This window comes from Abyssisolibacter sp. ZYX002 (assembly GCF_056892235.1).
Genome location: NZ_JARMXH010000019.1, coordinates 1 through 21566, shown reverse-complemented (window position 1 = coordinate 21566; position 21566 = coordinate 1). Strand labels below are relative to the sequence as shown.

23 protein-coding genes are annotated in these 21566 nt (G+C 30.5%); 19 read left to right on the top strand and 4 right to left on the bottom strand.

All coding sequences use genetic code 11. The annotated features are described in order from the left end of the window. Positions 1-30: 30 nt before the first annotated feature. The 3 genes from P3X86_RS21095 to P3X86_RS21085 form a co-directional block, all read right to left on the bottom strand. Positions 31-174, bottom strand: coding sequence for a hypothetical protein (locus tag P3X86_RS21095; RefSeq protein WP_483294719.1), 144 nt, complete (start codon positions 172-174; stop codon positions 31-33). Beyond that, positions 175-345, bottom strand: a complete 171-nt coding sequence (locus P3X86_RS21090) for a hypothetical protein (protein WP_483294718.1) — start codon at positions 343-345, stop codon at positions 175-177. Between the two features lie 155 nt (positions 346-500). Further along, positions 501-758: a hypothetical protein gene (locus tag P3X86_RS21085; protein WP_483294717.1), complete on the bottom strand. Its 258-nt coding sequence runs from the start codon at positions 756-758 to the stop codon at positions 501-503. Between the two features lie 171 nt (positions 759-929). Between P3X86_RS21085 and P3X86_RS21080 the strand changes: the two genes are divergently transcribed. Next, positions 930-1757: a DegV family protein gene (locus P3X86_RS21080; RefSeq protein WP_483294716.1), complete on the top strand. Its 828-nt coding sequence runs from the start codon at positions 930-932 to the stop codon at positions 1755-1757. Between the two features lie 116 nt (positions 1758-1873). Then, positions 1874-2434 carry an NUDIX hydrolase gene (locus P3X86_RS21075; protein WP_483294715.1) on the top strand — a complete coding sequence of 187 codons (561 nt, stop codon included), beginning with the start codon at positions 1874-1876 and terminating at the stop codon, positions 2432-2434. A gap of 123 nt (positions 2435-2557) precedes the next feature. Here the strand turns inward: P3X86_RS21075 and P3X86_RS21070 are convergent, their stop codons facing one another. Next, on the bottom strand, positions 2558-2926 hold the full coding sequence (locus P3X86_RS21070; protein WP_483294714.1) for a hypothetical protein: 369 nt from the start codon (positions 2924-2926) through the stop codon (positions 2558-2560). A gap of 286 nt (positions 2927-3212) precedes the next feature. Here P3X86_RS21070 and P3X86_RS21065 point away from each other — a divergent pair, with 286 nt between their 5' ends. The 17 genes from P3X86_RS21065 to P3X86_RS20985 all read left to right on the top strand — a co-directional run bounded on the left by P3X86_RS21065 (position 3213) and on the right by P3X86_RS20985 (position 21455). Next, complete coding sequence (locus P3X86_RS21065) at positions 3213-4301, top strand: GerAB/ArcD/ProY family transporter (RefSeq protein ID WP_483294713.1); 1089 nt, start codon at positions 3213-3215, stop codon at positions 4299-4301. A gap of 85 nt (positions 4302-4386) precedes the next feature. Next, positions 4387-5727, top strand: coding sequence for a stalk domain-containing protein (locus P3X86_RS21060; RefSeq protein WP_483294712.1), 1341 nt, complete (start codon positions 4387-4389; stop codon positions 5725-5727). Beyond that, positions 5699-6493: an ABC transporter permease gene (locus P3X86_RS21055; protein WP_483294711.1), complete on the top strand. Its 795-nt coding sequence runs from the start codon at positions 5699-5701 to the stop codon at positions 6491-6493. The genes P3X86_RS21060 and P3X86_RS21055 overlap by 29 nt, the downstream gene beginning before the upstream one ends. A 5-nt stretch (positions 6494-6498) precedes the next feature. Beyond that, a complete protein-coding gene (locus P3X86_RS21050; protein ID WP_483294710.1) occupies positions 6499-7209 on the top strand; it encodes an ABC transporter ATP-binding protein in 711 nt (236 codons plus the stop codon). A gap of 661 nt (positions 7210-7870) precedes the next feature. Beyond that, positions 7871-8689, top strand: coding sequence for a hypothetical protein (locus P3X86_RS21045; RefSeq protein WP_483294709.1), 819 nt, complete (start codon positions 7871-7873; stop codon positions 8687-8689). A gap of 37 nt (positions 8690-8726) precedes the next feature. After that, entirely contained in the window at positions 8727-9899 is a 1173-nt protein-coding gene (locus P3X86_RS21040) for an amidohydrolase (protein ID WP_483294708.1), read from the top strand. Positions 9900-9924: 25 nt separating this feature from the next. Continuing rightward, positions 9925-10890, top strand: a complete 966-nt coding sequence (locus P3X86_RS21035; protein ID WP_483294707.1) for an ABC transporter permease — start codon at positions 9925-9927, stop codon at positions 10888-10890. Further along, complete coding sequence (locus tag P3X86_RS21030; protein ID WP_483294706.1) at positions 10883-12019, top strand: ABC transporter permease; 1137 nt, start codon at positions 10883-10885, stop codon at positions 12017-12019. Before P3X86_RS21035 ends, P3X86_RS21030 begins: the two co-directional genes overlap by 8 nt. Before the next feature lie 9 nt (positions 12020-12028). After that, entirely contained in the window at positions 12029-13072 is a 1044-nt protein-coding gene (locus P3X86_RS21025) for an ABC transporter ATP-binding protein (protein WP_483294705.1), read from the top strand. Beyond that, positions 13065-14015: an ABC transporter ATP-binding protein gene (locus P3X86_RS21020; RefSeq protein ID WP_483294704.1), complete on the top strand. Its 951-nt coding sequence runs from the start codon at positions 13065-13067 to the stop codon at positions 14013-14015. The genes P3X86_RS21025 and P3X86_RS21020 overlap by 8 nt, the downstream gene beginning before the upstream one ends. A 13-nt stretch (positions 14016-14028) precedes the next feature. Then, positions 14029-14430: a hypothetical protein gene (locus tag P3X86_RS21015; RefSeq protein ID WP_483294703.1), complete on the top strand. Its 402-nt coding sequence runs from the start codon at positions 14029-14031 to the stop codon at positions 14428-14430. Positions 14431-14482: 52 nt separating this feature from the next. Further along, positions 14483-16147 (top strand): ABC transporter substrate-binding protein, encoded by a 1665-nt coding sequence (locus tag P3X86_RS21010; protein WP_483294702.1) that lies wholly within the window; start codon positions 14483-14485, stop codon positions 16145-16147. 227 nt (positions 16148-16374) lie between these two features. Further along, positions 16375-17013 (top strand): helix-turn-helix transcriptional regulator, encoded by a 639-nt coding sequence (locus P3X86_RS21005; protein ID WP_483294701.1) that lies wholly within the window; start codon positions 16375-16377, stop codon positions 17011-17013. A 43-nt stretch (positions 17014-17056) separates the two neighbouring features. After that, a complete protein-coding gene (locus tag P3X86_RS21000; protein ID WP_483294700.1) occupies positions 17057-18832 on the top strand; it encodes an N-acyl-D-amino-acid deacylase family protein in 1776 nt (591 codons plus the stop codon). Positions 18833-18852: 20 nt separating this feature from the next. Next, positions 18853-20034, top strand: coding sequence for a MalY/PatB family protein (locus P3X86_RS20995; protein WP_483294699.1), 1182 nt, complete (start codon positions 18853-18855; stop codon positions 20032-20034). 4 nt (positions 20035-20038) lie between these two features. After that, positions 20039-20398 carry a RidA family protein gene (locus tag P3X86_RS20990; RefSeq protein WP_483294698.1) on the top strand — a complete coding sequence of 120 codons (360 nt, stop codon included), beginning with the start codon at positions 20039-20041 and terminating at the stop codon, positions 20396-20398. Positions 20399-20768: 370 nt separating this feature from the next. Continuing rightward, positions 20769-21455: a hypothetical protein gene (locus tag P3X86_RS20985; RefSeq protein ID WP_483294697.1), complete on the top strand. Its 687-nt coding sequence runs from the start codon at positions 20769-20771 to the stop codon at positions 21453-21455. Positions 21456-21566: the final 111 nt, after the last annotated feature.

Here is a 21566-nt window from a genome sequence, read left to right as displayed (position 1 = left end):
TATTAAGTATACATCACAAAATTACAGGACTTAACTGTTAAGGTCTCTAGTAACACTAGCAGATTCACCACTGCGACTATCTATACTTTCATAACCCAGACAAGCACATAAGCATAGTTTTCTAGAATATGGTGTTAGATTGGTTAAAGTTATTTTTTTGCACAACTTTTTCATTTAGTACCTCCTATAATTATTCCTTGAATCTACAGTATCTCCACCAGAGTAATAATCTGGTATTATGATGTCTTTGCTTCTAGGTTGTATTGTGCATCTACAGAAACATTGACAAATAGGTTTGCATACTTCAATCGTATTTTTAAATAGGTTTTTATTTAATCTTTTCATAGATTAACCTCCTCTCAATTTATTAGGAATTCAACAATAAGATAAAGCGACAATGAAAAATGTTCCATAAAATTATATGTTTTACAATTGATATTAGAAGAATTTTTTAAAATAAAAAAGAGGATGTCTTTTATACATCCTCTCTATATTAAAGATTAACTTTCACATGGACATGGGCATGGACATGGTTTATAGCTTCGTTTAACAAGTGTATATTGAGTAGAACCACTCATTCTTACAAATTCAATATCAACAATTTTAAATCCATCATTTAATAGCTCATTAACATAAGGGCCTAATGGATCGCCGAGTAATGGAGGTGCAGTGTCAGGATCATTACTTGCATGTGTGATAAGAATATTACCACCATCATCAGGTTTACCTATAACTATTGACGTGTTGTATTTTTTCATTTTAGCCACCCTTCCAAATATTATTTCCCTATATATAATATGAGAATCATATTGCGATGTGAAATAAAGGCATAAAAACAATAGTTACTAGTAAATGCTTTAATATGGAATTAATAATATGCTTGAACCTAGTCATAGCATCTGGTACTATATATATAAGAGGTGATATTCGTGACAAAAATAAAAATAGTAACAGATTCTACAGCATATATAGGTGAGGATATCTTAAAAGCCAAGGATATAGATGTTTTAAAATTAAGCTATGAATTAGATGGAGAAAGAGAATCAGAGGGACTTCCAGGAACATTTGTGGATTATTTTAAGAAACTAAAAGATAGTGATAGCTTCCCAAAGACTTCACAACCTCCTGTAGGAGATTTTAAAAGAGTATTTAAAAAAGCATTGGATGAAGGAAAAGAAGTAATAGGCATTTTTTTATCTAGTGAAATAAGTGGGGCTTATAGTACTGCAGTGATGGCAGCAAATATGTTTGATACTGATAAAATTACAGTAATAGATTCATTAAGCGCAGTAGGACATCTAAAGAACATGGTATTAACAGCATTCAAAATGGCCGAAGAAGATCATAGTAGAGATGATATAGTAAAAGAAATATTAGAGTACAAAAATAGAATTGGTATAAGTTTTACTGTTGGAAATTTGGACTATTTACATAAAGGTGGTAGGCTTTCAACAGCCAAAGCTAAGATAGGAAACATATTAAATCTAAAGCCTGTATTAAAGATGGAAGATGGATTACTAAAGTTAGATAAAACATTTAGAGGCAGTAAAAGAGCTTTTAATTATATGATAAATAAAATACCAGAGGATGTTAAGAAAGTGACTATTAGTCACGTTGTGTGTAAAGAAAAAGTAACGCAGTTTATAGAGATATTTAATCAAAAGTTTCCCAAAGCTGAGATAGAGATTGATGAGGTAGGACCAATAATTGGCTCTCATTTGGGGCCTGATAGTTTTGGATTCTGCTACAAATATTAATCTAATTTATAATGAGATATGAGCTATACTATATAGATATAGCTCGTTATTTATTATATAGACTATTTAGAGTTATACAGACGGACATAAAAAAAGATAAAGGAGGATTATTCCATTTGTTTGAAGCAGTAAAAAAATACATCCCTATAAATGAACAAGAACAGAAAGATTTAGATTTGTTTTTAAGCAGTATTAAACATTTTGAGGATTTATTAACAAGAAATAATATTTTTATACATATAGTTAGCATAGGATTTGTAGTAAATAAAAATCGTAGTCATATTTTGATGGTGCATCACAATATATTTAATGAATGGTCTTTGCCTGGAGGTCATGTAGATGGCGAATGTGATTTTTTGAAAGTTGCAATAAAAGAAACTCGTGAAGAAACGGGAATAATAGCAGTTTTTCCAGTTATAAAAGATATATATTCTATAGATGTTTTACCTGTTATAGGTCATATGAAGTTAGATTCATATGTATCAGCACATACGCATTTAGCTTTGACATATCTTCTTGAAGCTGATGAGTCAGAACAACTTGTGATTAAGAGTGACGAAAATAGTGATGTGAAATGGATTGAGATAAACGAGGTTATAGAGAAATATTGTAACGAATCACATATGAGGAGTTTTTATAAAAAACTTATAAACAAATTGGATAGTGTTGATGTTTAATTACAAATAAAGTATCACTTTAATACAAAATGACCATTAGATAGATAAACTTCTATCTTAATGGTCATTCTTAATGCAGCAATATTTCGATTATGTATTTATTAGTTCTAATTTTGATATCTGCTAATATGCTTTTTCGTTAACGCTTAGATTTATTTTTTTCATTTTTGATATACCAACTGCTGATAATACTATACTCGGAATCAAGAATGGAGCATAAAGCATAAATGCCAATGCAGAAACTCCGTATAGTACTAACGATGTAATATTTGCCCATCCTTTATTTGCAAAAAATGCTATAAAGCCAAATATTATGCCTATTCCTAATAGTAACATATGTGGATAAACTAAAACAGCTGCTATACCTGCACCTATTTGTTCAGCTCCACTAGTTGAAGCTATAGCACCGAAGAAATGTTGTACTATGTAGATAAAATAGATTGTTGCTAACAATAATGAAGTAAATACCACCTTACTCCTTGTCTTAAACATTTAACTACTCCTTTTATTTTTAACCTAAGCTCAGTAAAAGTATTAAAAGATATTATTGCGCTTATTTAGAGCTTGGGCAACAAAGTGAATTATACCACCAACCAATTATACCTTATTATTCCAACAAATACAATGATATTTCTGTTATTTTTAGACATATATAAACATATTATGCGATATCAAGCAAATTAGTAACAGATGATTTAATAATAGTGATATACCTGCTTAAATTTATACAATATGGGTTAAACTATAGTACATGTACTATTTTATGGAGGAAAATAAAGTGGAAAGATCCAAATTGACAAGTACAAAAATGGTTATTATACTTATAATGTATTTAACAGGTACTACGGCGCAGACAGTGACTGGGATAGATGCTAAAGAAGATTTTTGGATATCGACAATTATTTCTGTGGTGATTGCTGTTCCACTTGTTTTTACATATAGCAAGTTATTAGCGTATTATCCAAAAAAAAATCTATTTGAAATATATGAAATATGTTATGGAAGAAAACTATCAAAGATTATAATGGCATTGCACTTTTATTATTTTTTAGATGGAACAACATCAATATTACTTAATTTCACATATTTTGCTAAATCGATGCTGCTCTACTACACTCCTAATATAGCTTTTTCAATAGGAATGATGTTGCTTTGTATCTGGGTAGCTAGAGAAGGTATCATAACAATAGGGAATTTTGCAAATGCATTTTTGCTTCTATTTATTATACTTATATTATCACCAGTGATTCTATCCGCAACCAAAATGAATCTAAATAATATAAAACCAACATACTACAATGGAATAAAACCAATATTGATGGGAACGTATAAAACATTTACATTTCCATTTGCACAGATGACAGCTTTTACAATGATATTTACTAATTTTAAAGATAAAGAATCACCATTTAGAATGTACATGACAGGGTTAATTATAGGAAGTGTAATAGTGATTATAATGTCGAGTACAAGTGTATTGTTGTTAGGTGTACCCGCAGCTACAAAACTTGTCTATCCAATATATACGGCAATGGCCAGAGTTAATATAGCTAGAACATTACAGGGTATTGAAGTTATCTTGTCAGTTGTTTTTGTATTCGGAGTATTCATAAAAATAGCTATATATCTTATAGCAACAAGCAAAGGTTTTGTAAAGCTTTTTGATTTAAAGGATTATAAAACTTACTTAGTACCATTATCTCTATTCATTATTATATTAGCAAAGATATCTTTTAGAGGTATTCTAGATTATTGGAGCTATACCAATTCAATATGGCCAGTGACAGCTATAATATTTGATGTAATACTTCCAATACTAACAGTTTTAGTAGCGTATATAAGAGTTACGCTAGCTAAGGCGAAATAATTGGAAAGCAATAGTGTTTGACGTTTATGATAAAAGGTTTTATAATTTATAGTAGTGAGATTATATATGAATGGAGGTAATTAATTTGAAAAAAACAGTAAGTATAGTACTGTTGTTAGTAATATTAACTACAATGTTTTTAAGTAGTAGTTTTGCAGGAATTACTGATAAAATGTCTATAGTTGTTAATGGAGAAGTTAGGGAAATGAAATATGGTGCTTTTCCAAATAAAGTAAATGACATAGTTTATTTACCAGCTAGAGATGTATTTGAAATATTTAATTCAAAAATAGTATGGAACAATAAAACCAAGAGTGTAGAAGTAGGGCTTAATAATGACAAACTAGAACTTAAGATAGGTAGCGACGAAATAAAAATAAATTCTAGACCTCATACACTTGAGAGTAAAGTTATAATCAAAGATTCAAGAACTATGATTCCAATGGGTGTATTAAATGCTGTAGGAATAGATACATATGTAAACAAACAGGGAAACGTCAGTATATCACTAGATATAAAACAGCCAGAAAAAGTAGATGTAAATGTTAACTACTTGGGAGGTCCTTCAGCAATAAGTCTAATCAAGATGTTAAAGGACAAGCCTTATCTAGGGAAGAATGTAAATGTGAATTATGAGATGTTAAAGCAGGTATCATTGATACAAGCAAATATGCTAAATAAAAAAGCTGATATTATAGTAGCACCAACAAATTTAGGAGCTAACATATATAACAAAACAAAGGGTGAATATATATTAGCAGACGTGTATTCTTGGGGAGTACTATATTTATCTAGTACGGAAGAGATAAAGGATTTCAGTGGATTAAAAGGCAAAGAAATATACTTAATAGGAAAGACAGGGACACCGGGTATAGTATTTAATAAGCTATTACAACTAAATGGATTAGATCCAGAGAAAGATGTGAAGCTAATATACCTAAGTAGCCCTCAAGAATTAGCTATGTACATGATATCAGGTAAAGCTAAAACAGCCGTTTTACCAGAACCTGTACAAACACAAGTATTAATGAAGAATAAAAAAGTAAAAGTAGTGATGAATATACAAGAAGAGTGGGGCAAAAAGTATGATAGCAAGTTAGGCTTCCCACAATCGTCAATATTTGTTAAAAAAGAATTCTTAGATGCACATAGAGACATTGTAAAATCATTTCTAAGAGAGCACAAGAACTCTATAAAATGGGTAAATGAAAACAACGCTCAGGCAGGGTTAGCAGGAAAAGAACTAGGTATTATGCCGAGTGAGAAAATCATAGAAAAATCAATACCAAGATGTAATCTAAAATATGTAGATGCAAAAGATGCTAAAGCTGCTGTTAAAGAGTTCTTAAATACAATACTATCATTTAATCCTAAATCAATAGGTGGTAAATTACCAGATGATGGATTCTATTATGAAAATAAATAAAAATAATAAGGGCTATAAAAGTTATAGCCCTTTAATAAACACAATTTATATTATACTTTCTCTTACGATTATAATATCTATTTGGGCATTACTGTCTAAAATAATAAACTTAGAGGTTACGTTTCCTATGCCATCAAGTGTATTCGAGAAATTAAAATATATAATAATGGGGGAAGATTTTTGGACAATAGTTTTAACAACTTTTAAAACATGTATGATAACATTTATCATAGCGTTATTAGCAGGTATTATATTAGGCATAATTGCAGGTGTATTTAAACCTTTGTTTTACTTGCTCCAACCATTAATTGTAATAATAAAAACCACTCCAGTCATATCTATAATACTCCTAGCACTTATATGGTTTAGAAAAATAACTCCAAACTTTGCAGGTTTTTTAGTCACATTTCCAGTCATATACAGTAATGTATTAGAGGGAGTAAGAGAGATAGATTATAGACTTATAGAGATGGCTAAGATGTACAAGGTCAAGAAAGCTAGCATAATAAAAAACGTATACTTGCCATCAATAGTATCTTATGTATTTGCTGGCATATCCATAGGATGGGGGATGACTATAAAAGCAGTAGTAGCTGCTGAAGTGCTCAGTCAACCACCTATGTCAATAGGAACAGTCTTGCAGGATGAATCTATATACTTAGAAACAGCAGGAGTATTTGCTTGGACTATAGTCATAGTTGTAATGTCATTTGTATTTGAGTCGTTATTTAGATTATTGCAACATAGATTACAGCGCTGGAGGTGACTAGGATGTATAAGATAAGAGATATTAATAAGTCATATGGAGAGTTAATTGTATTAGAAAATTTGAATATAGATATAAACAAAAACATTATTACATGTATAATAGGGCCTTCAGGTTGTGGTAAAACTACACTTTTTAATATAATAGCAGGCATGTTAAATGCCGACTCTGGCAAGTTAGGTGATATTGAAAATGAGACAATAAGCTATTTGTTTCAAGAATCACGTCTACTTAAGTGGAAAACAGTCAAAGAAAATATAGAGTTTGTATTAAAAGACAAAATGGATTTAAAAGAGATACGTGAAGTAACAGATAAATATTTAAAACTAGTTGGATTAAAAGAGTACAAAGACTATTATCCAAACAAGCTAAGTGGAGGCATGAAACAAAGAGTTTCCATAGCAAGAGCATTTGCATATCCAGCTGATTTGTTGCTAATGGATGAGCCATTTAAATCCTTAGATTACGAACTTAAAACTAACTTAATATATGATTTTAGAAGAATACAGAGGGTAGATAACAAGACAGTAATATTTATAACGCACGACATAAACGCAGCTTCAATATTAGGAGACGAGATAATAGTTTTAACAGATAAACCGACCAAGATAAAAAAGGTAGTTACTAATACAATACCAAAAGAAAGCAGAAGTTTAGAAAATGCGGAATTATTGGATTTTCAAAGAGGACTAATACAGGTTATAAAAAATAAATAATATAATTATTAAATGAGCCATGCTTTTATAGTGTGGCTCGTTTTTTTTGTTAGGAAGTTAAAAAAGCTTAATAGTTAAAAAGATTCTAATAGAAATGGCTACAAGATACAATGATATAACAAAAAGTTTTTAAAACAAAAAAATATTTTTTTTATAAAAAAATTATTTGACATATCAAATTTATTTTTATATACTAAAAATAATTAATATATGTTTCGGTAGATAAAAAATAGAGGGTTTTAACTTTGGATGTTAATTTATATTAAGTGATTTCTATTCAGAATTAAGTTTTCAAAGATACTTTTTATATCAGGTATTAATTTAAAGGCACCTATTATCAACCACTTATAAGTTAAAGGTAGAAAGCAACTTCTTGTCAGCATTGATTTCTTTAAAATTCCACGACATAAGATGATATACAGCTAAGAAATTTAGTAACCGCAATACATAAGATATAACTTCTACTTATGATTTTGTATGTAATTTAGCAATCATTATTATTCATTAATTTTCACTCACATCAGTATATTAAGTTTTTTCAATATAAATCATTATAGTCATGTATAATTAAAATTCCAATACAAAATCTCTATTAAACTGTTAACAGTCTATTGATTTTATATTAGTTAAAGATTGATTAAAAATATGAGGAGGAAATAGTATGAATACCCAAGAAATGATGAAAGTCGCTTTAAACTTAGCAAAATTAGAAGAAATACCCGTAGACTCTGGTATATATTGTGAAGGAGAAAATATTAAGAAAGTTCTAATGGGAATTGATATGGGAACCCCAGAGCTTTTACTAGCTAGAGAGCTAAAATATGATTGTGTTGTATCTCATCATGGATCTCAGGATGACAAATTTATTAATGTTGATATAATACTTGATACCCAGATAGAAACAATGGTTAAACATGGTGTACCAATTAATAAAGCACAAAAAGCTTTAAGTAAGATAAAGAAAACTATGAAACTTAATTTTCATGGAATTAATAGTGATAGAGCATCTTCTGTTGCAAGATTGATTAATATGCCTTATTTCAATATGCATCAAATAGCTGATTTGTTAACTGAAAGATTTGTGCAAAATTATATTGATGATAAGGTGAAAAATAAAACAAATGTGACACTTAAAGATATTATAAAGATATTAAATGAAATATATGAATACCAAAATGGTTATGTCAAACCATTTATTGCAGTAGGTAAAGAAGATAGTTTTGCTGGAAAGAATGTTGTAACTATGGCAGGTGGAACAGACGGAGGAATAGATGTATCTAAAGCGTATTTTGAAGCAGGTGTAGGTACTCTTATATGTATGCATATGGATGAGAAAGAACTAGATCAAATAGAGTCCCATAATGTAGGCAATGTAATAATAGCAGGACACATGCCTAGTGACTCAATTGGAATGAATATAATTGCTAAAGAATGGGAGAAAGCAGGCATAAAAGTAACCAAGATATCAGGTATGGTATAGATTCATAATAACAAATTATAGAACTAAGGAGTATACTATGATAGCTATTAAAGGTGGAAAAGTAATGACTATAACAAATGGTGTTATAGAGGAAGGTACAATAATAATAAAAGATGAAAAGATTGTTTCAGTTGGAAAAGATATCGATATACCAGTAGAAGCTGAAATTATAGATGCAAGTGGAAAATGGATTATGCCCGGGTTAATAGACGCACATACTCATATCTCTGTAATGGGAGAACCAAATACTATGCCAGGCTTACAAGGTGATGGCAATGAAGTTGGTGATCCTATCACTCCTTTTGTATCGGCTGTTGATGCATTAAATCCTGATGATGAGGGTATTAAAATCGTACGTGAGGCTGGTTTTACATCCGTCTATACAGGCCCGGGCTCTGCTAATGTAATAGGTGGTACAGGGTTAAGCCTAAAATTAAGAGGAGAAACAGTTGAAGAAATGGCTTATAAAGGCAGTGCGCATATGAAGATGGCTTTGGGAGAAAATCCAAAACGTGTATATGGTGTAAACAATAAAACACCTAAAACTCGTATGGGTATAGCTGCATTGCTTCGTAAAACTTTGCTAGAAGCAAAAGAATATGCTAAAAATAAAGAATTAGCTAAAAAAGATCCAGACAAAATGCCTAAATATGATATTAAGTTTGAATCATTACTAAAAGTAATTAGTGGAGAGCAAAAAGTTAGAATTCATTGTCATAGATCAGATGATATATTAACTGGAATTAGGATTGCTGAAGAATTTAATTTAGATTACTCATTAGAGCATGCAACTGAAGGGTATAAAAAAGCAAAGATTTTAGGAGAAAAAAATGTTAATTGTGTAGTTGGTCCATTTTTGATGCCACCAGCAAAAATGGAGGTATGGGATCAAAAACTAGAAAATGCTTGTATTTTATCAAAAGCAGGTGTAAAAGTATGCTTAACTGCAGACGGAGCGTCGGGCACAGCGTGGTTACCTATACATGTTGGATTATTAATAGCGAGAGGGTTACCTGAAGAAGAAGCATTTAAAGGAGTGACTATTTATCCTGCTGAATTATTAGGCATATCAGATAGAGTAGGGTCTATAGAAATAGGCAAAGATGCTGATATAGCGATATTTGATGGACATCCTTTCTCGAATTTTACGTTATGTTGTTTAACTATGATAGAGGGGAAAGTTTATCATACTGATGGACAGTTGATTTAGATATAAATAAAATATGGAGGGGCATATGTTAAAATACATACTAAAAAGGTTAGTATTAATAGCAATCACTTTATTTTTAGTTTTAACAATAACCTTTACAATATTACAGATACTGCCTGGTTCACCTTTTAAAAACCCAAAGATACCTAAAGCTGAAATGGAAAGATTAGAGGAGCTATATGGATTAAATGACCCAATATATGTTCAGTATTTCAGATATATTGAAGATATAATTACAGATTTTGATTTTGGTATATCATTTAAATATAGGAATCAAAAGGTCACAGATATGTTATTTACTAGGATACCTTATACTATTAAAATAGGTTCATTAGCCCTAAGCTTTGGTGTAGTTGTTGGAATATTTTTTGGAATAATTGCAGCTATAAAACGTAATACTGCGTGGGATCATGTTTGCACTATTTTAGCAGTAATTGGAGTATCAATACCAAGTTTTATCTTTGCAGCTTTAACACAGAACTTTTTAGCTTTTAAATGGGGAATATTTCCTAGTGTGTACAGTAAAGCAGATATAAGTGCGGGTATTACAGGTTCTGATGAGTTTTATTCTATGATTTTACCTGCGTTATCTATGGCTATATTTGTTATAGCTACAACTATGAGGTATACACGTTCTGAACTAGCCGAGGTATTAGGGTCTGAATATATATTACTTGCAAAAGCAAAAGGTTTATCAGATAGAAAAGTTATATTAAAACATGCTATTAGGAATGCTATGATACCAGTAATTACAATTGTTGGCCCAATGACCATCATGCTTATATCAGGAGGTACTGTTATGGAAAAATTTTTTGGTGTTCCCGGGCTGGCACAGACTCTTATAAGTGCAATTCAAACACGAGATTATTTTTTGATTTCAGGAATTGGTTTTACCTATAGTGCTATATACGTAATTGTAATTTTGATTATAGATATATTATACGGATTTATTGATCCAAGAATAAGGCTGGCAGGTGTTAAAAATGATTAGTAATGCAAATATAAAAGTAGATAAAAGTAAATTTGTTCTAACGAAAAATAAAGTTATAGATACAGAAAAAATTTCAGGGGAAAGTATTAGCTTTTGGCATGATGCTTTTAGACAGTTAAAGAAAAATAAACTAGCTATTGTAGCACTAATTTTTATTGTAATAATTGGAATCTTTTCGATAATTGGGCCAAATATAAATAAATATAATTATGAAAATCGCGTTATTAAAAACAAAAGCTTAGCTATAAAGATACCACCACGAATACCATATATAGAAAAATTGGGAATATTTGATGGAACAATGAATTTAGATTATGAAATAAGTTCATTTAATTCATTATCGGAGGGTAAAAAGCAATATTATGAAGTTATTAAGACATATGACAAAAACGGAGTTACATATATTAAAGCTAAAGTACATGTATACAAATTAAAAGGTATAGAAGACAAATATTTTTGGTTTGGCACGGATGACTTAGGGCGTGATTTGTGGACTAGGTTATGGTATGGAACTAGAATTTCTCTATACATTGGATTACTGGCAGCTTTTGTTGACCTTACAATAGGAGTTACGTATGGTAGTATTGCTGGCTATTATGGTGGCAGCAAAGTTGATAACATAATGATGCGTATAACAGAAGTAATAGGTGGGATTCCATCTCTCGTAGTGTTATTAATTTTTTTATTAATACTAAAACCCGGGTTATTGTCTTTGTCCCTTGCGATTTCAGCAACAGGTTGGATTGGTGCTGCAAGAATAGTAAGGTCTCAGTTCTTAAAATTAAAAGACCAAGAATTTGTTCTAGCTGCTAGGACTTTAGGAGCATCACCTTTTCGATTGATATTCAAGCATATGTATCCAAATGTAATAGGACAACTAGTAGTAATGGTTACATTTACAGTTCCTGCAGCAATTTTTTACGAAGCTTTCTTAGCTTTTATTGGTCTTGGTATGCCTATGCCTATTCCTTCTATAGGAACATTGATAAATGATGGATATTCATATATGAAATCATGTCCATATATGCTTTGGATTCCAACTTTCACTATTTGTTTATTAATGCTAAGTATTAATATATTTGCAAATGGATTACGAGATTCATTAGATCCCAAAATGAGGGTAAGGTAAGGAGGATTTATGACAGAATTATTAGAGGTGAGAAATCTCAAAATTAATTTTAAAACAGATGATGGGGTAGTTCAGGCGGCTAGAGGTGTTAACTTTAGCTTAGAGCAAGGTGAAACTTTAGCTATAGTTGGAGAAAGTGGAAGTGGAAAATCCCAGACTGTAAGGGCAGTTATGGGTTTGTTAGCTGACAATGGATATATTTCAGACGGAGAAATAATATATGATGGACTGGATTTGGCCAAAATTGATAAACAAAATATACATAAATATCGTGGAAGTGATATTGCTATGATATTTCAAGATCCAATATCTTCGTTAAATCCTACAATGATTATTGGCAAACAAATACTTGAAGCAGTCTTATTACATAATAATATATCTAAGAAAGAGGCTAAGAATATAGTTTTACAGTTAATTAGTCAAGTAGGTATAGATGAACCTGAAAAAAGATATAAACAATATCCTCATCAGTTTTCTGGAGGAATGAGACAAAGAATTGTAATAGCTATAGCACTTGCGTGCAATCCCAAAATTCTCATCTGTGATGAGCCTACTACTGCTCTAGATGTTACTATACAAGCCCAAATATTAGATTTAATTAAGGAACTTCAAGAAAAAACTAAGGTAGGGGTTATATTTATAACACATGATTTAGGTGTAGTTGCTAATATTGCTGATAGAGTTGCTGTAATGTATGCAGGCAAAATAGTAGAATACGGCAAAGTAGATGAAATATTTTATAATCCAAAGCACCCATATACTTGGGGGTTGCTTGCTTCAATGCCAGATGTTGATTCAAGTGAAGAGGATTTATATGCAATACCAGGTACTCCTCCTAATTTATTAAATCCACCAATCGGAGATGCTTTTGCCGTGCGAAATGAATATGCTATGGATATTGATTTTGAGGAGCATCCGCCTTTCTTTAAAGTATCAGATACACATTTTTGTGCATCTTGGTTGTTACATGAAAGTGCGCCTAAGGTTAACCCTCCAAAGGCGGTTTTAAATAGAATGATTAAGTATAAAGAAAGGTATGGTACTAATGAATAATGACAGAGAGATAATTTTAAGTATAAAAAATCTAAAACAATACTTTAAAATACCTAATGCTACTATTAGAGCTGTAGATAATATTTCTTTTAATATTTACAAAGGCGAAGTATTAGGGATAGTTGGTGAAAGTGGGAGTGGTAAATCTACAACAGGAAGAAGTATCATTAGGCTATATAAACCTATTGAAGGAGAAATAATATTTAAAGGAATAAATATATCTGGAAAAATAGACAAGAAAACAAATACTATGTTACGTAAAAAGATGCAAATGATATTTCAAGACCCTATAGCTTCGCTTAATCCAAGGATGAAAGTATTAGATATTATTGCGGAAGGCTTAGACATACATGAAAAGATATCCTACGTAGAGCGTAAAGCAAGAGTATATGAAATTTTAGAGGTTGTTGGATTAAATAAAGAACATGCTAATCGATATCCACATGAGTTTTCTGGTGGACAAAGGCAACGAATAGGAGTTGCTAGAGCTATTATTATGAATCCTGAATTTATAATTGCTGATGAACCTATTAGTGCTTTAGATGTTTCTATACAAGCACAAATTGTTAACTTAATGAGAAAATTACAAAAAGAAAGAGGACTTACATATATGTTTATTGCCCATGATTTGTCTATGGTTAAATATATTAGTGATAGAATTGCAGTTATGCATTTAGGACATATTGTTGAAATAGGTGATTCAGATAGTATATACAATAATCCCATACATCCGTATACAAAATCGCTGCTATCTGCAATACCATTGCCAGATCCACAGTATGAAAAAAATAGAAAACGACTTATCTATAATGCAAAGTCTAGTGATTATGTTAATAGAGAATACAAATCGGTTTCTGATAGCCATGTTGTATTAGCTAATGATGATGAATACTATAAATGGATTAATTCTGAAAATTTGAAAACTAATGATTTGATTATATAAAGTAGGTGGTAGTTTGATTAAGAGAATAAGTATTAGAATTATATTAGGACTTTTTATTTCTTTATTACTATATATATTAAAAATATTAAGCATGCACAGTTTTTCTGATATATTGTTCATTATTAGTTTGCTTTTTTTTACAATAACAGGTTTTCAGTTTGTTATCAATGAAGGGTTATTTGATTTTCAGAAATATTCTTTAAAACAAATAAAAAAAATCTTCTTTTCGTGGTCAGCTAATCTTTTTTTTATAAATAATTCAAGTTGTGTTACAGATGATGATAATGTAGTAACCAATGATTTTATAGAGTTTTCAAAAAAGCATAAGAAAAATAAAAAAGGCTATAAAAAGAATATTGTTTCAAATATGATAGCAACTTTGGTTTTAAGTATTATAGCAATAATAATTTCATAAGTACAAAAAAAGGTTAATTATTATTTATAAATTATTATTAAAGGAGGTTAACATGAAAAAAATCTTATGCATTTTATTTATTATTATATTATTGCTAAGTTTTGTAGCCTGTAGTAATAATAGTGAGACAGAAACAGCTTCTTATGGAGGAGAAGGAGATCCATTACTTGTTTTAGATAATGTAAATGCTAGATTAGCATTGTCAATGGCATGTGATAAAGATTTTATTGTTAATGAAATACTGGCAAATGGATCGGCTGTATTAAACAATGGTATTCCTTCAGGATTTTTTATAGGGCCAAAGGGGACAAAATTTGAAGGAGAGGATTTTGTAGCTACAGCTAAGAAAAATAAATCTGGACTATATTATGACCAAAAAAAAGCAGCAGAACTTTGGTTAAAAGCTAAAAAAGAAGTTGGATTTGATACAGTTAAAATGGAAATGTTGATATCTGCTTCAGAAGTAGGTGGTAAACTTGCTGAACATATGCAAGAAGAATTCGAGACGAATTTAGAAGGACTGAAAATAGAATTAATTGTTTTACCGGGTATGGAGCGTATTAGTCGAGTAATGGCTGGAGAATATCACATGACTGTTGTTGGTTGGGGAGCGTCTTACCATGATCCTGCTACTTTCTTAGAGCTATTTATTACAGATTTTCCCTATAATGACCAAGGATATTCAAATCATGAGTACGACGAATTAATGAAAAAGGCTAATGAGACAACAGATCCAAAAGAGCATTGGCAAGCACTACTAGATGCTGAGGCTATTCTAATGAAGGATCCAGCTGTTGCACCATTATATCAGACGGGGCAGATATGGCTTCAAAACCCTTCTATAAGAAATATTTATAGACATTCATTTGGTGGTATAGCTAATTCATTTAAATGGGTAGATATTGATGCAAATGAAAAGGGAAATAAAATACTAAAGTTACTTAGTTTGGCTGATATATTTACTTTAGACAGTACTAATTCAACAGATTTTGGTTCTGCGGAAATCATTAATCATATATCAGAAGGATTAGTAAGATTAACAAAAGGAGATACTATTGCTCCGGGATTAGCAGAAAGTATAGAAAAAAGTGAAGATGGATTAACTTATACATTTAATTTAAGAAAAGGAATCAAGTGGATAACTCATACAGGAAAGGTATATGGTGAAGTTACAGCATGTGACTTTGAATACAGTTGGAATCGATTAATTAATCCTAAAACTGCTTCTGAAAATGTATCTAAGCTTATTGATACAGGTAAAGTTAAAAGTTTTAAAGCTATAGATGATTATACATTTGAAGTCAAGTTAAAGAGGAATATCGATTATTTTAAAGCAATATTACCGCTTTGCTATTTACAGCCAATAAACGAAAAATTCAAGAATAAAGTAGGAGATAAGTATGGAACTAGCAATAAGTATATTTTGAATTGCGGGCCTTTTTACCTTAAAGAATGGGATGTTTCAAACAAAATGATACTTGTAAAGAACCCTTATTATTGGGATAAAGAAACAGTTAATTTAGATGAAATTAATTACAGAATAATCAACGGCATTGACAATAATACTGAAATAAGCTTATACCTTGAAGGTAGCACTGATATAGCTGAATTGAAAGGTGAAAATGTTATGAGATATATGGATAGAGAAGATGCTGTTATATACAAATCAGCAGCTATTAGTAGTCTGTATTTTAATATAAATAAACATAAAGATTAATATCTTAATTCAATATCATTGTCTAAATTATAAAAAAATATGTTACAGTTTGATACTTAGAAGAAGTAGAAATAAAAAGAGTAACTATAGTCGTAGATTTTTAAAAGATATAATAATTCATATAAAATTATTCAGATAGTGTTAAAAATAAAAAAACATTGAAATTAAACCAATAATATAATTATAATTACAATAATTGATGAGTTTTTCTAAGAAAGGATGATGATATGGAAAGCGTAATGGAAAATATCAACTTTTACAAAAGTTTAATGAGCAATATAGCAAGACAATTTGGGTCGAATTGTGAAGTTATATTACACGATTTTTCAAATAGTGAGTTTGAAAATACTGTAGTAGAAGTACAAAATGGTCACGTTACAGGTAGAGAAGTGGGAAATAGTCCAACAAATCTATTTTTTGAATCTTATAAAAAAAATAAGGACGATGCAAAGCCATATATTACAACAACTGAAGATGGTAAAGTTATTAAATCTACAACTACACATATAAGAAACAAAAATGGAGATATAATTGGTGCGATTTGTATTAATTTTGATATATCACATTTGATATTAGCTGAAAATGCTATTAAAAGTATTTCTGACTATAATCTAAACAACAACAAAAGAGAAACCTTTACTAAGAATGTTACAGAATTACTAGATCAGAGTTTATATGAATGTGAACAGTTTATTGGAAAACCTCCAAGCCTAATGACAAAAGAGGAAAAATTAAAAGTCTTAGAATTTCTAGATGATAATGGAATTTTCCTCATATCAAAATCAAGTAATAGGGTTTGTAATTTTCTTGGAATTTCAAAATATACATTGTATAACTATCTGGATGAAATCAGATCGAACAAATAAAACTTTATCAATTATAATAAATTTGTATATGGGGGAATTTATCATGTATGATGTTTTAATAAAGAATGGTATGGTTATAGATGGCACTGGAAGAGATGCATTTAAAGCAGATATTGCAATTTCTGATGGAAAGATTGCTAAAATTGGGAATGTAAGTGCTGATGCAGAAACAGTAATAGATGCTGTGGGCAAATATGTATCCCCGGGGTTTATTGACATGCATTCTCATGCAGACGCCAGTGTTCCATTTTATCCTAAAATGGAAGCACCGTTAGGACAAGGTATCACTACTGTATTTGCAGGACATTGTGGATTAGGGGTTGCACCCGTTAACAAGTATTGGTTTGAAATGTTTGTGGAAGAACCTGCAATTTCAGAACTTATTCCGAGAAATATACAAGGACATGGCCCATTTTTTGAGAGAATAGTAGAGACAGATAAACTAGCTCCGATAGTAAAGAAATATTTTGATGTAGATTTGGATTGGCGTACTTGGGGAGAGTATTTAAAGCATTTAACCAATGTAGGTATTGGAGTTAATATGGCTGCTGTAGTGGGACATGCAAATCTCAGAGTACAGATTATGGGTATAGATTATCAACGACATGCAACTAAAGAAGAAGTTGAAGAAATGAAGAATTTGTTGGCAATATCTATGAGAGAAGGTTCTTTTGGTTTAGGGCTTGGGTTAGATTATGATCCAGGTAAATATGCAGATAAATATGAATTAAACGAACTTGCTAAAACTGTTGCAAAATACGATGGAATGTTAACTGCTCATGTAAGAATGCACAATACCTTAGAAGATATGAATAAATCACAGCCTCCAATTGAGGGGTTTAAAGAAATTATGGAGATTGGACTACAGACTGGTGTAAGAGTACACATTAGTCATATATGTGCAGGTTATCAAGTGGAGCCTTATGACGCACAATTACATAAAAAATCTGCTGAAAGAACATTAGAAATAATTGATGAGTACAAAGATAAAGGCGTAAAGGTTTCGTGGGATGTTCTACCCAAGCATACAGGCTCAGTTTTTAACTTTAATCAGCTTATCGGAAAGTTATATCCTTATGTTATGCAAGCAGGTGGAAAAAAAGCTTTTTCAGAAAAGCTAGCGAATGATTACTATAAGAGTCATATTTCAAAAGAAATAAAAAGCGGAAATCACCTATCAAAGTCTCCGTTTTTCAGCTTTAATCCTGCTGAGAACCCAGATTGGCATGAAGGCTTTTACATAGCAAAATCTAGAAATGAAACATACATAGGAAAAAATCTTAAGGATATTGCCAAGGATAGAAATATTGATACCGTAGATGTATTATTGGATTTAGTACAAGAAGACCCTGAAATGTATATTGCGCGTGTATATACTAATGAAAAGGTAGCAGATTCCGATTATTTTTGCGCGCATTCACAAGCATGTATAGGTTTAGATAATGCAGGATTTAATTACGATTATATTGTAGATTATAATGATATGCCAATACAAAAGACCCAACCTGCTGCATACAATGGAATGATAAAATTATTGAACTACAAATTAACTACTAGAATAGAAGATATGATAAAAAACTTAACTAGTAACCCATCAAAGGTTTTAAAACTAAAAGATCGTGGATTAATAAGAGAAGGAATGATAGGAGATATAGTTGTTCTTGACTATGAAAATCTAGATACCAATGAAGATTTTGTTAATCCCGGTCAACCCCCTAAAGGAATAGATTATGTTTTAGTTAACGGAATTATTGCTGTGTATGAAGGCAAACAAATTGTCAATAATGCAGGTAAAGTATTGTACCACAAAAACATTTGATTATTAGGGAGGAAAAAGACATGACATATAAATATGATTTTGATACTTTAGTAAACAAAGATAACTGTGGAAGTTTCAAACAGGCGTTTAAAGAAAAAAAATTAATCCCTGATGAAGTAGTACCCTTTGTAGGAGCAGAGCTAGAGTTTAAAACATCTCCCTACATAATAGAATCATTAAAAAACAAAGTTTTAAGTGGTGTGTATAGTTATACAAAAGACGATGAGCAATATAGAGATTCCGTAAAATGGTGGATGAAGAATGTTAGAAAATGGCATATTGATAAGGAGTGGATATGCCCATCTCTAGGAATATTAAAGTCTTTGTCAACATGTATCAATGCTTTTACAGAAGAAGATGATGGTGTGATAATTCAACCCCCTGTTTTTGGTGCTTATAAAAAGATTATTACTAGAGCAAAACGCAAAGTTTTTGAAAATAAGCTTAAATATAATGACGGTAGGTATAGTATAGATTTCATAGATTTAGAAAATATAATGAGTAAAACTCAAGTCAAATTGATGGTAGTTTGTAATCCACAAAATCCAATAGCAAAGACATGGTCTAAAGAAAATTTAGAAAAAATTTGTGAGTTAGCTTATAAAAATGATGTAGTTATATATTCTGATGAAATCCTTGCAGATATGACTTCTTCCGATATACATACAACAGCTGTAGCTTCTGTAAAACACGGAGAAAAGGTGGGTATTATAGGAACATCATTAAGCAAAGCTTTTAATTTTTCAGGGGCTATACATTCAAATATTATTATTCCTAATAAAATATTAAGAGAAAAATATTTAGTTCAAAGAGACAAAGATTATTATGATGGAATGAGTTGTTTTATGTATAGTGCTGTGATTTCAGCATATAATTCTAATAGTTTGAATTGGCTTAAAGAAATGAACAAATACTTAGATGAAAATGCACAGTTGATATACGATTTTTTTGAAAGAAATATCCCTGAGATACGTGTCTGCGAACGTAATTCTGGTTTTTTGTTATGGATTGATTGGAGCGCATGGGAATTGACAGAACAAGAACTACATGATTTCTTAGAAAAAGCACATTTTTATGTAGAAGAAGGTTCTTATTATGGTAGTGATTATGGCAAATTTACCCGTATGGTTATTGCGTTACCAAGAAGATATATTTTACAAGCACTTGATAGACTTTTGACTTTACTCAAGAAAGAGGATTGATAGTATGAAAGATAGAAAGGCAGAACCATTTTATTCTCCTTATGTGATAAGTGGAGATATGATGTATATTTCAGGACAACTTCCTATTAAGGATGGTGTTTTAAAAGCTGTAGAAGGTGGAATAAGACAGCAAGCAAAGCAAGTATTAAAGAATATGTATATTTTATTAAAAGAAGAAGGATTAAGCAAAAAAAACGTTGTGATGTGTAAGGCGTATATTACTGACATAAAATACTGGGAAGATTTTAATGAAGTATATGCTGAGTTTTTTGAAGATCATAAACCTGCTAGAGTTGTTATTCCAATATCACCTTTATCGTTTGGTTGTAATATTGAATTGGAAGCTATTGCTGAAATAAAATAAACCTTTAGCATGATGGAGAGAATAGAGTAAGCAGTAGTGAAGCATATAATAATATATATGATTTTGAATATGGGAGTTTTGGATTTTCAAAGAGGATGATACGGGTTATACTTTTATAGTGTAGCTCGTTGTTTTTTGAAAGAAAAAGCTTTCTAACTACTGTTATGTGGTAATTGCTTCGTGAGTGAGGCTAGATATTTTTTTGTTAGAAGCATTAAACAACATTTGCCCTAACTCTGAGATAGCGTTTCTTAGTTTTTTAGCGTTAGAATAATAGTATTGTATAAGTTTCTGAGTTTTTGACTCACTAATCATAATATGCTACAATAATGTAGTTTTAAAAAATAAATAAGGAAGGAGGATTTTTTTAATGAAGTTGAAAAAAGTGTTTATAATGACCGTTTTATCAATTACAGTATTTACTTGTATAATTTCGAGTGCGAGCGCAAGTGCTATTACTACTGCTAGTACTACTAATCTTGAATGTGTAAAATCATATTTTACTAATAAGTATCCAGTAACAGACGGTTATGAAATTAAATCATATTCTTTCGATGAAGAAAATAAAGTAATGTTAGCAAAAATAAATAAAGACGGTATGCTATTTGTTGCTGCAGCGAAGTACGACGAAGATAATTCAAGCAAAAGTACAAGTACTACCACTAGTACTATTGCAAGCACTACTGATTTTGTTTGGGTAAAAGCACATTTCATTAAAAAGTATCCAGTAACAGAGGGCTATGAAATTGAATCATATTCTTTTGATAAAGAAAATAAAGTAGTATTTGCAAAAATAAATAAAGATGGTATGTTATTTGTTGCTGCAGGGAAGTATGATGAAGATAATTCAAGTGTTACTGATGTTACGTGGGTGAGAACATATTTTAGTGCTAAATATCCAACAAGTCAGAATTATAAAATCGAATCATATTCTTTTGATAGTGATACTAAAATAGTTAAAGTAGAAGTAAGTAAAGATGGAAAAACATTTCCTGATGAGATAAAGTGTGATGTACTTAGTGATGGTAAATATTACGTGATTAATAATCAAGAATAAGTAAATCTCTCAAGAACTGTAAAAGAGCTCTACAAAACTGTTTTGAGATGAGCAACACAAAATACATAATTTCTAAAAGGAATATTCGTTTAAAAAAGACCTTCAACTCCA

What these genes read in the sequence shown, in the direction of transcription:
- P3X86_RS21055 (WP_483294711.1), top strand. Translation starts at nt 5,699, where the DNA reads ATGATGGATTCTATTATGAAAATAAATAAAAATAATAAGGGCTATAAA.
- P3X86_RS21085 (WP_483294717.1), bottom strand. Translation starts at nt 758, where the DNA reads ATGAAAAAATACAACACGTCAATAGTTATAGGTAAACCTGATGATGGT.
- P3X86_RS21035 (WP_483294707.1), top strand. Translation starts at nt 9,925, where the DNA reads ATGTTAAAATACATACTAAAAAGGTTAGTATTAATAGCAATCACTTTA.
- P3X86_RS20990 (WP_483294698.1), top strand. Translation starts at nt 20,039, where the DNA reads ATGAAAGATAGAAAGGCAGAACCATTTTATTCTCCTTATGTGATAAGT.
- P3X86_RS21025 (WP_483294705.1), top strand. Translation starts at nt 12,029, where the DNA reads ATGACAGAATTATTAGAGGTGAGAAATCTCAAAATTAATTTTAAAACA.
- P3X86_RS21070 (WP_483294714.1), bottom strand. Translation starts at nt 2,926, where the DNA reads ATGTTTAAGACAAGGAGTAAGGTGGTATTTACTTCATTATTGTTAGCA.
- P3X86_RS21050 (WP_483294710.1), top strand. Translation starts at nt 6,499, where the DNA reads ATGTATAAGATAAGAGATATTAATAAGTCATATGGAGAGTTAATTGTA.
- P3X86_RS20985 (WP_483294697.1), top strand. Translation starts at nt 20,769, where the DNA reads ATGAAGTTGAAAAAAGTGTTTATAATGACCGTTTTATCAATTACAGTA.
- P3X86_RS21030 (WP_483294706.1), top strand. Translation starts at nt 10,883, where the DNA reads ATGATTAGTAATGCAAATATAAAAGTAGATAAAAGTAAATTTGTTCTA.
- P3X86_RS21045 (WP_483294709.1), top strand. Translation starts at nt 7,871, where the DNA reads ATGAATACCCAAGAAATGATGAAAGTCGCTTTAAACTTAGCAAAATTA.
- P3X86_RS21040 (WP_483294708.1), top strand. Translation starts at nt 8,727, where the DNA reads ATGATAGCTATTAAAGGTGGAAAAGTAATGACTATAACAAATGGTGTT.
- P3X86_RS21090 (WP_483294718.1), bottom strand. Translation starts at nt 345, where the DNA reads ATGAAAAGATTAAATAAAAACCTATTTAAAAATACGATTGAAGTATGC.
- P3X86_RS21010 (WP_483294702.1), top strand. Translation starts at nt 14,483, where the DNA reads ATGAAAAAAATCTTATGCATTTTATTTATTATTATATTATTGCTAAGT.
- P3X86_RS21000 (WP_483294700.1), top strand. Translation starts at nt 17,057, where the DNA reads ATGTATGATGTTTTAATAAAGAATGGTATGGTTATAGATGGCACTGGA.
- P3X86_RS21005 (WP_483294701.1), top strand. Translation starts at nt 16,375, where the DNA reads ATGGAAAGCGTAATGGAAAATATCAACTTTTACAAAAGTTTAATGAGC.
- P3X86_RS20995 (WP_483294699.1), top strand. Translation starts at nt 18,853, where the DNA reads ATGACATATAAATATGATTTTGATACTTTAGTAAACAAAGATAACTGT.
- P3X86_RS21020 (WP_483294704.1), top strand. Translation starts at nt 13,065, where the DNA reads ATGAATAATGACAGAGAGATAATTTTAAGTATAAAAAATCTAAAACAA.
- P3X86_RS21095 (WP_483294719.1), bottom strand. Translation starts at nt 174, where the DNA reads ATGAAAAAGTTGTGCAAAAAAATAACTTTAACCAATCTAACACCATAT.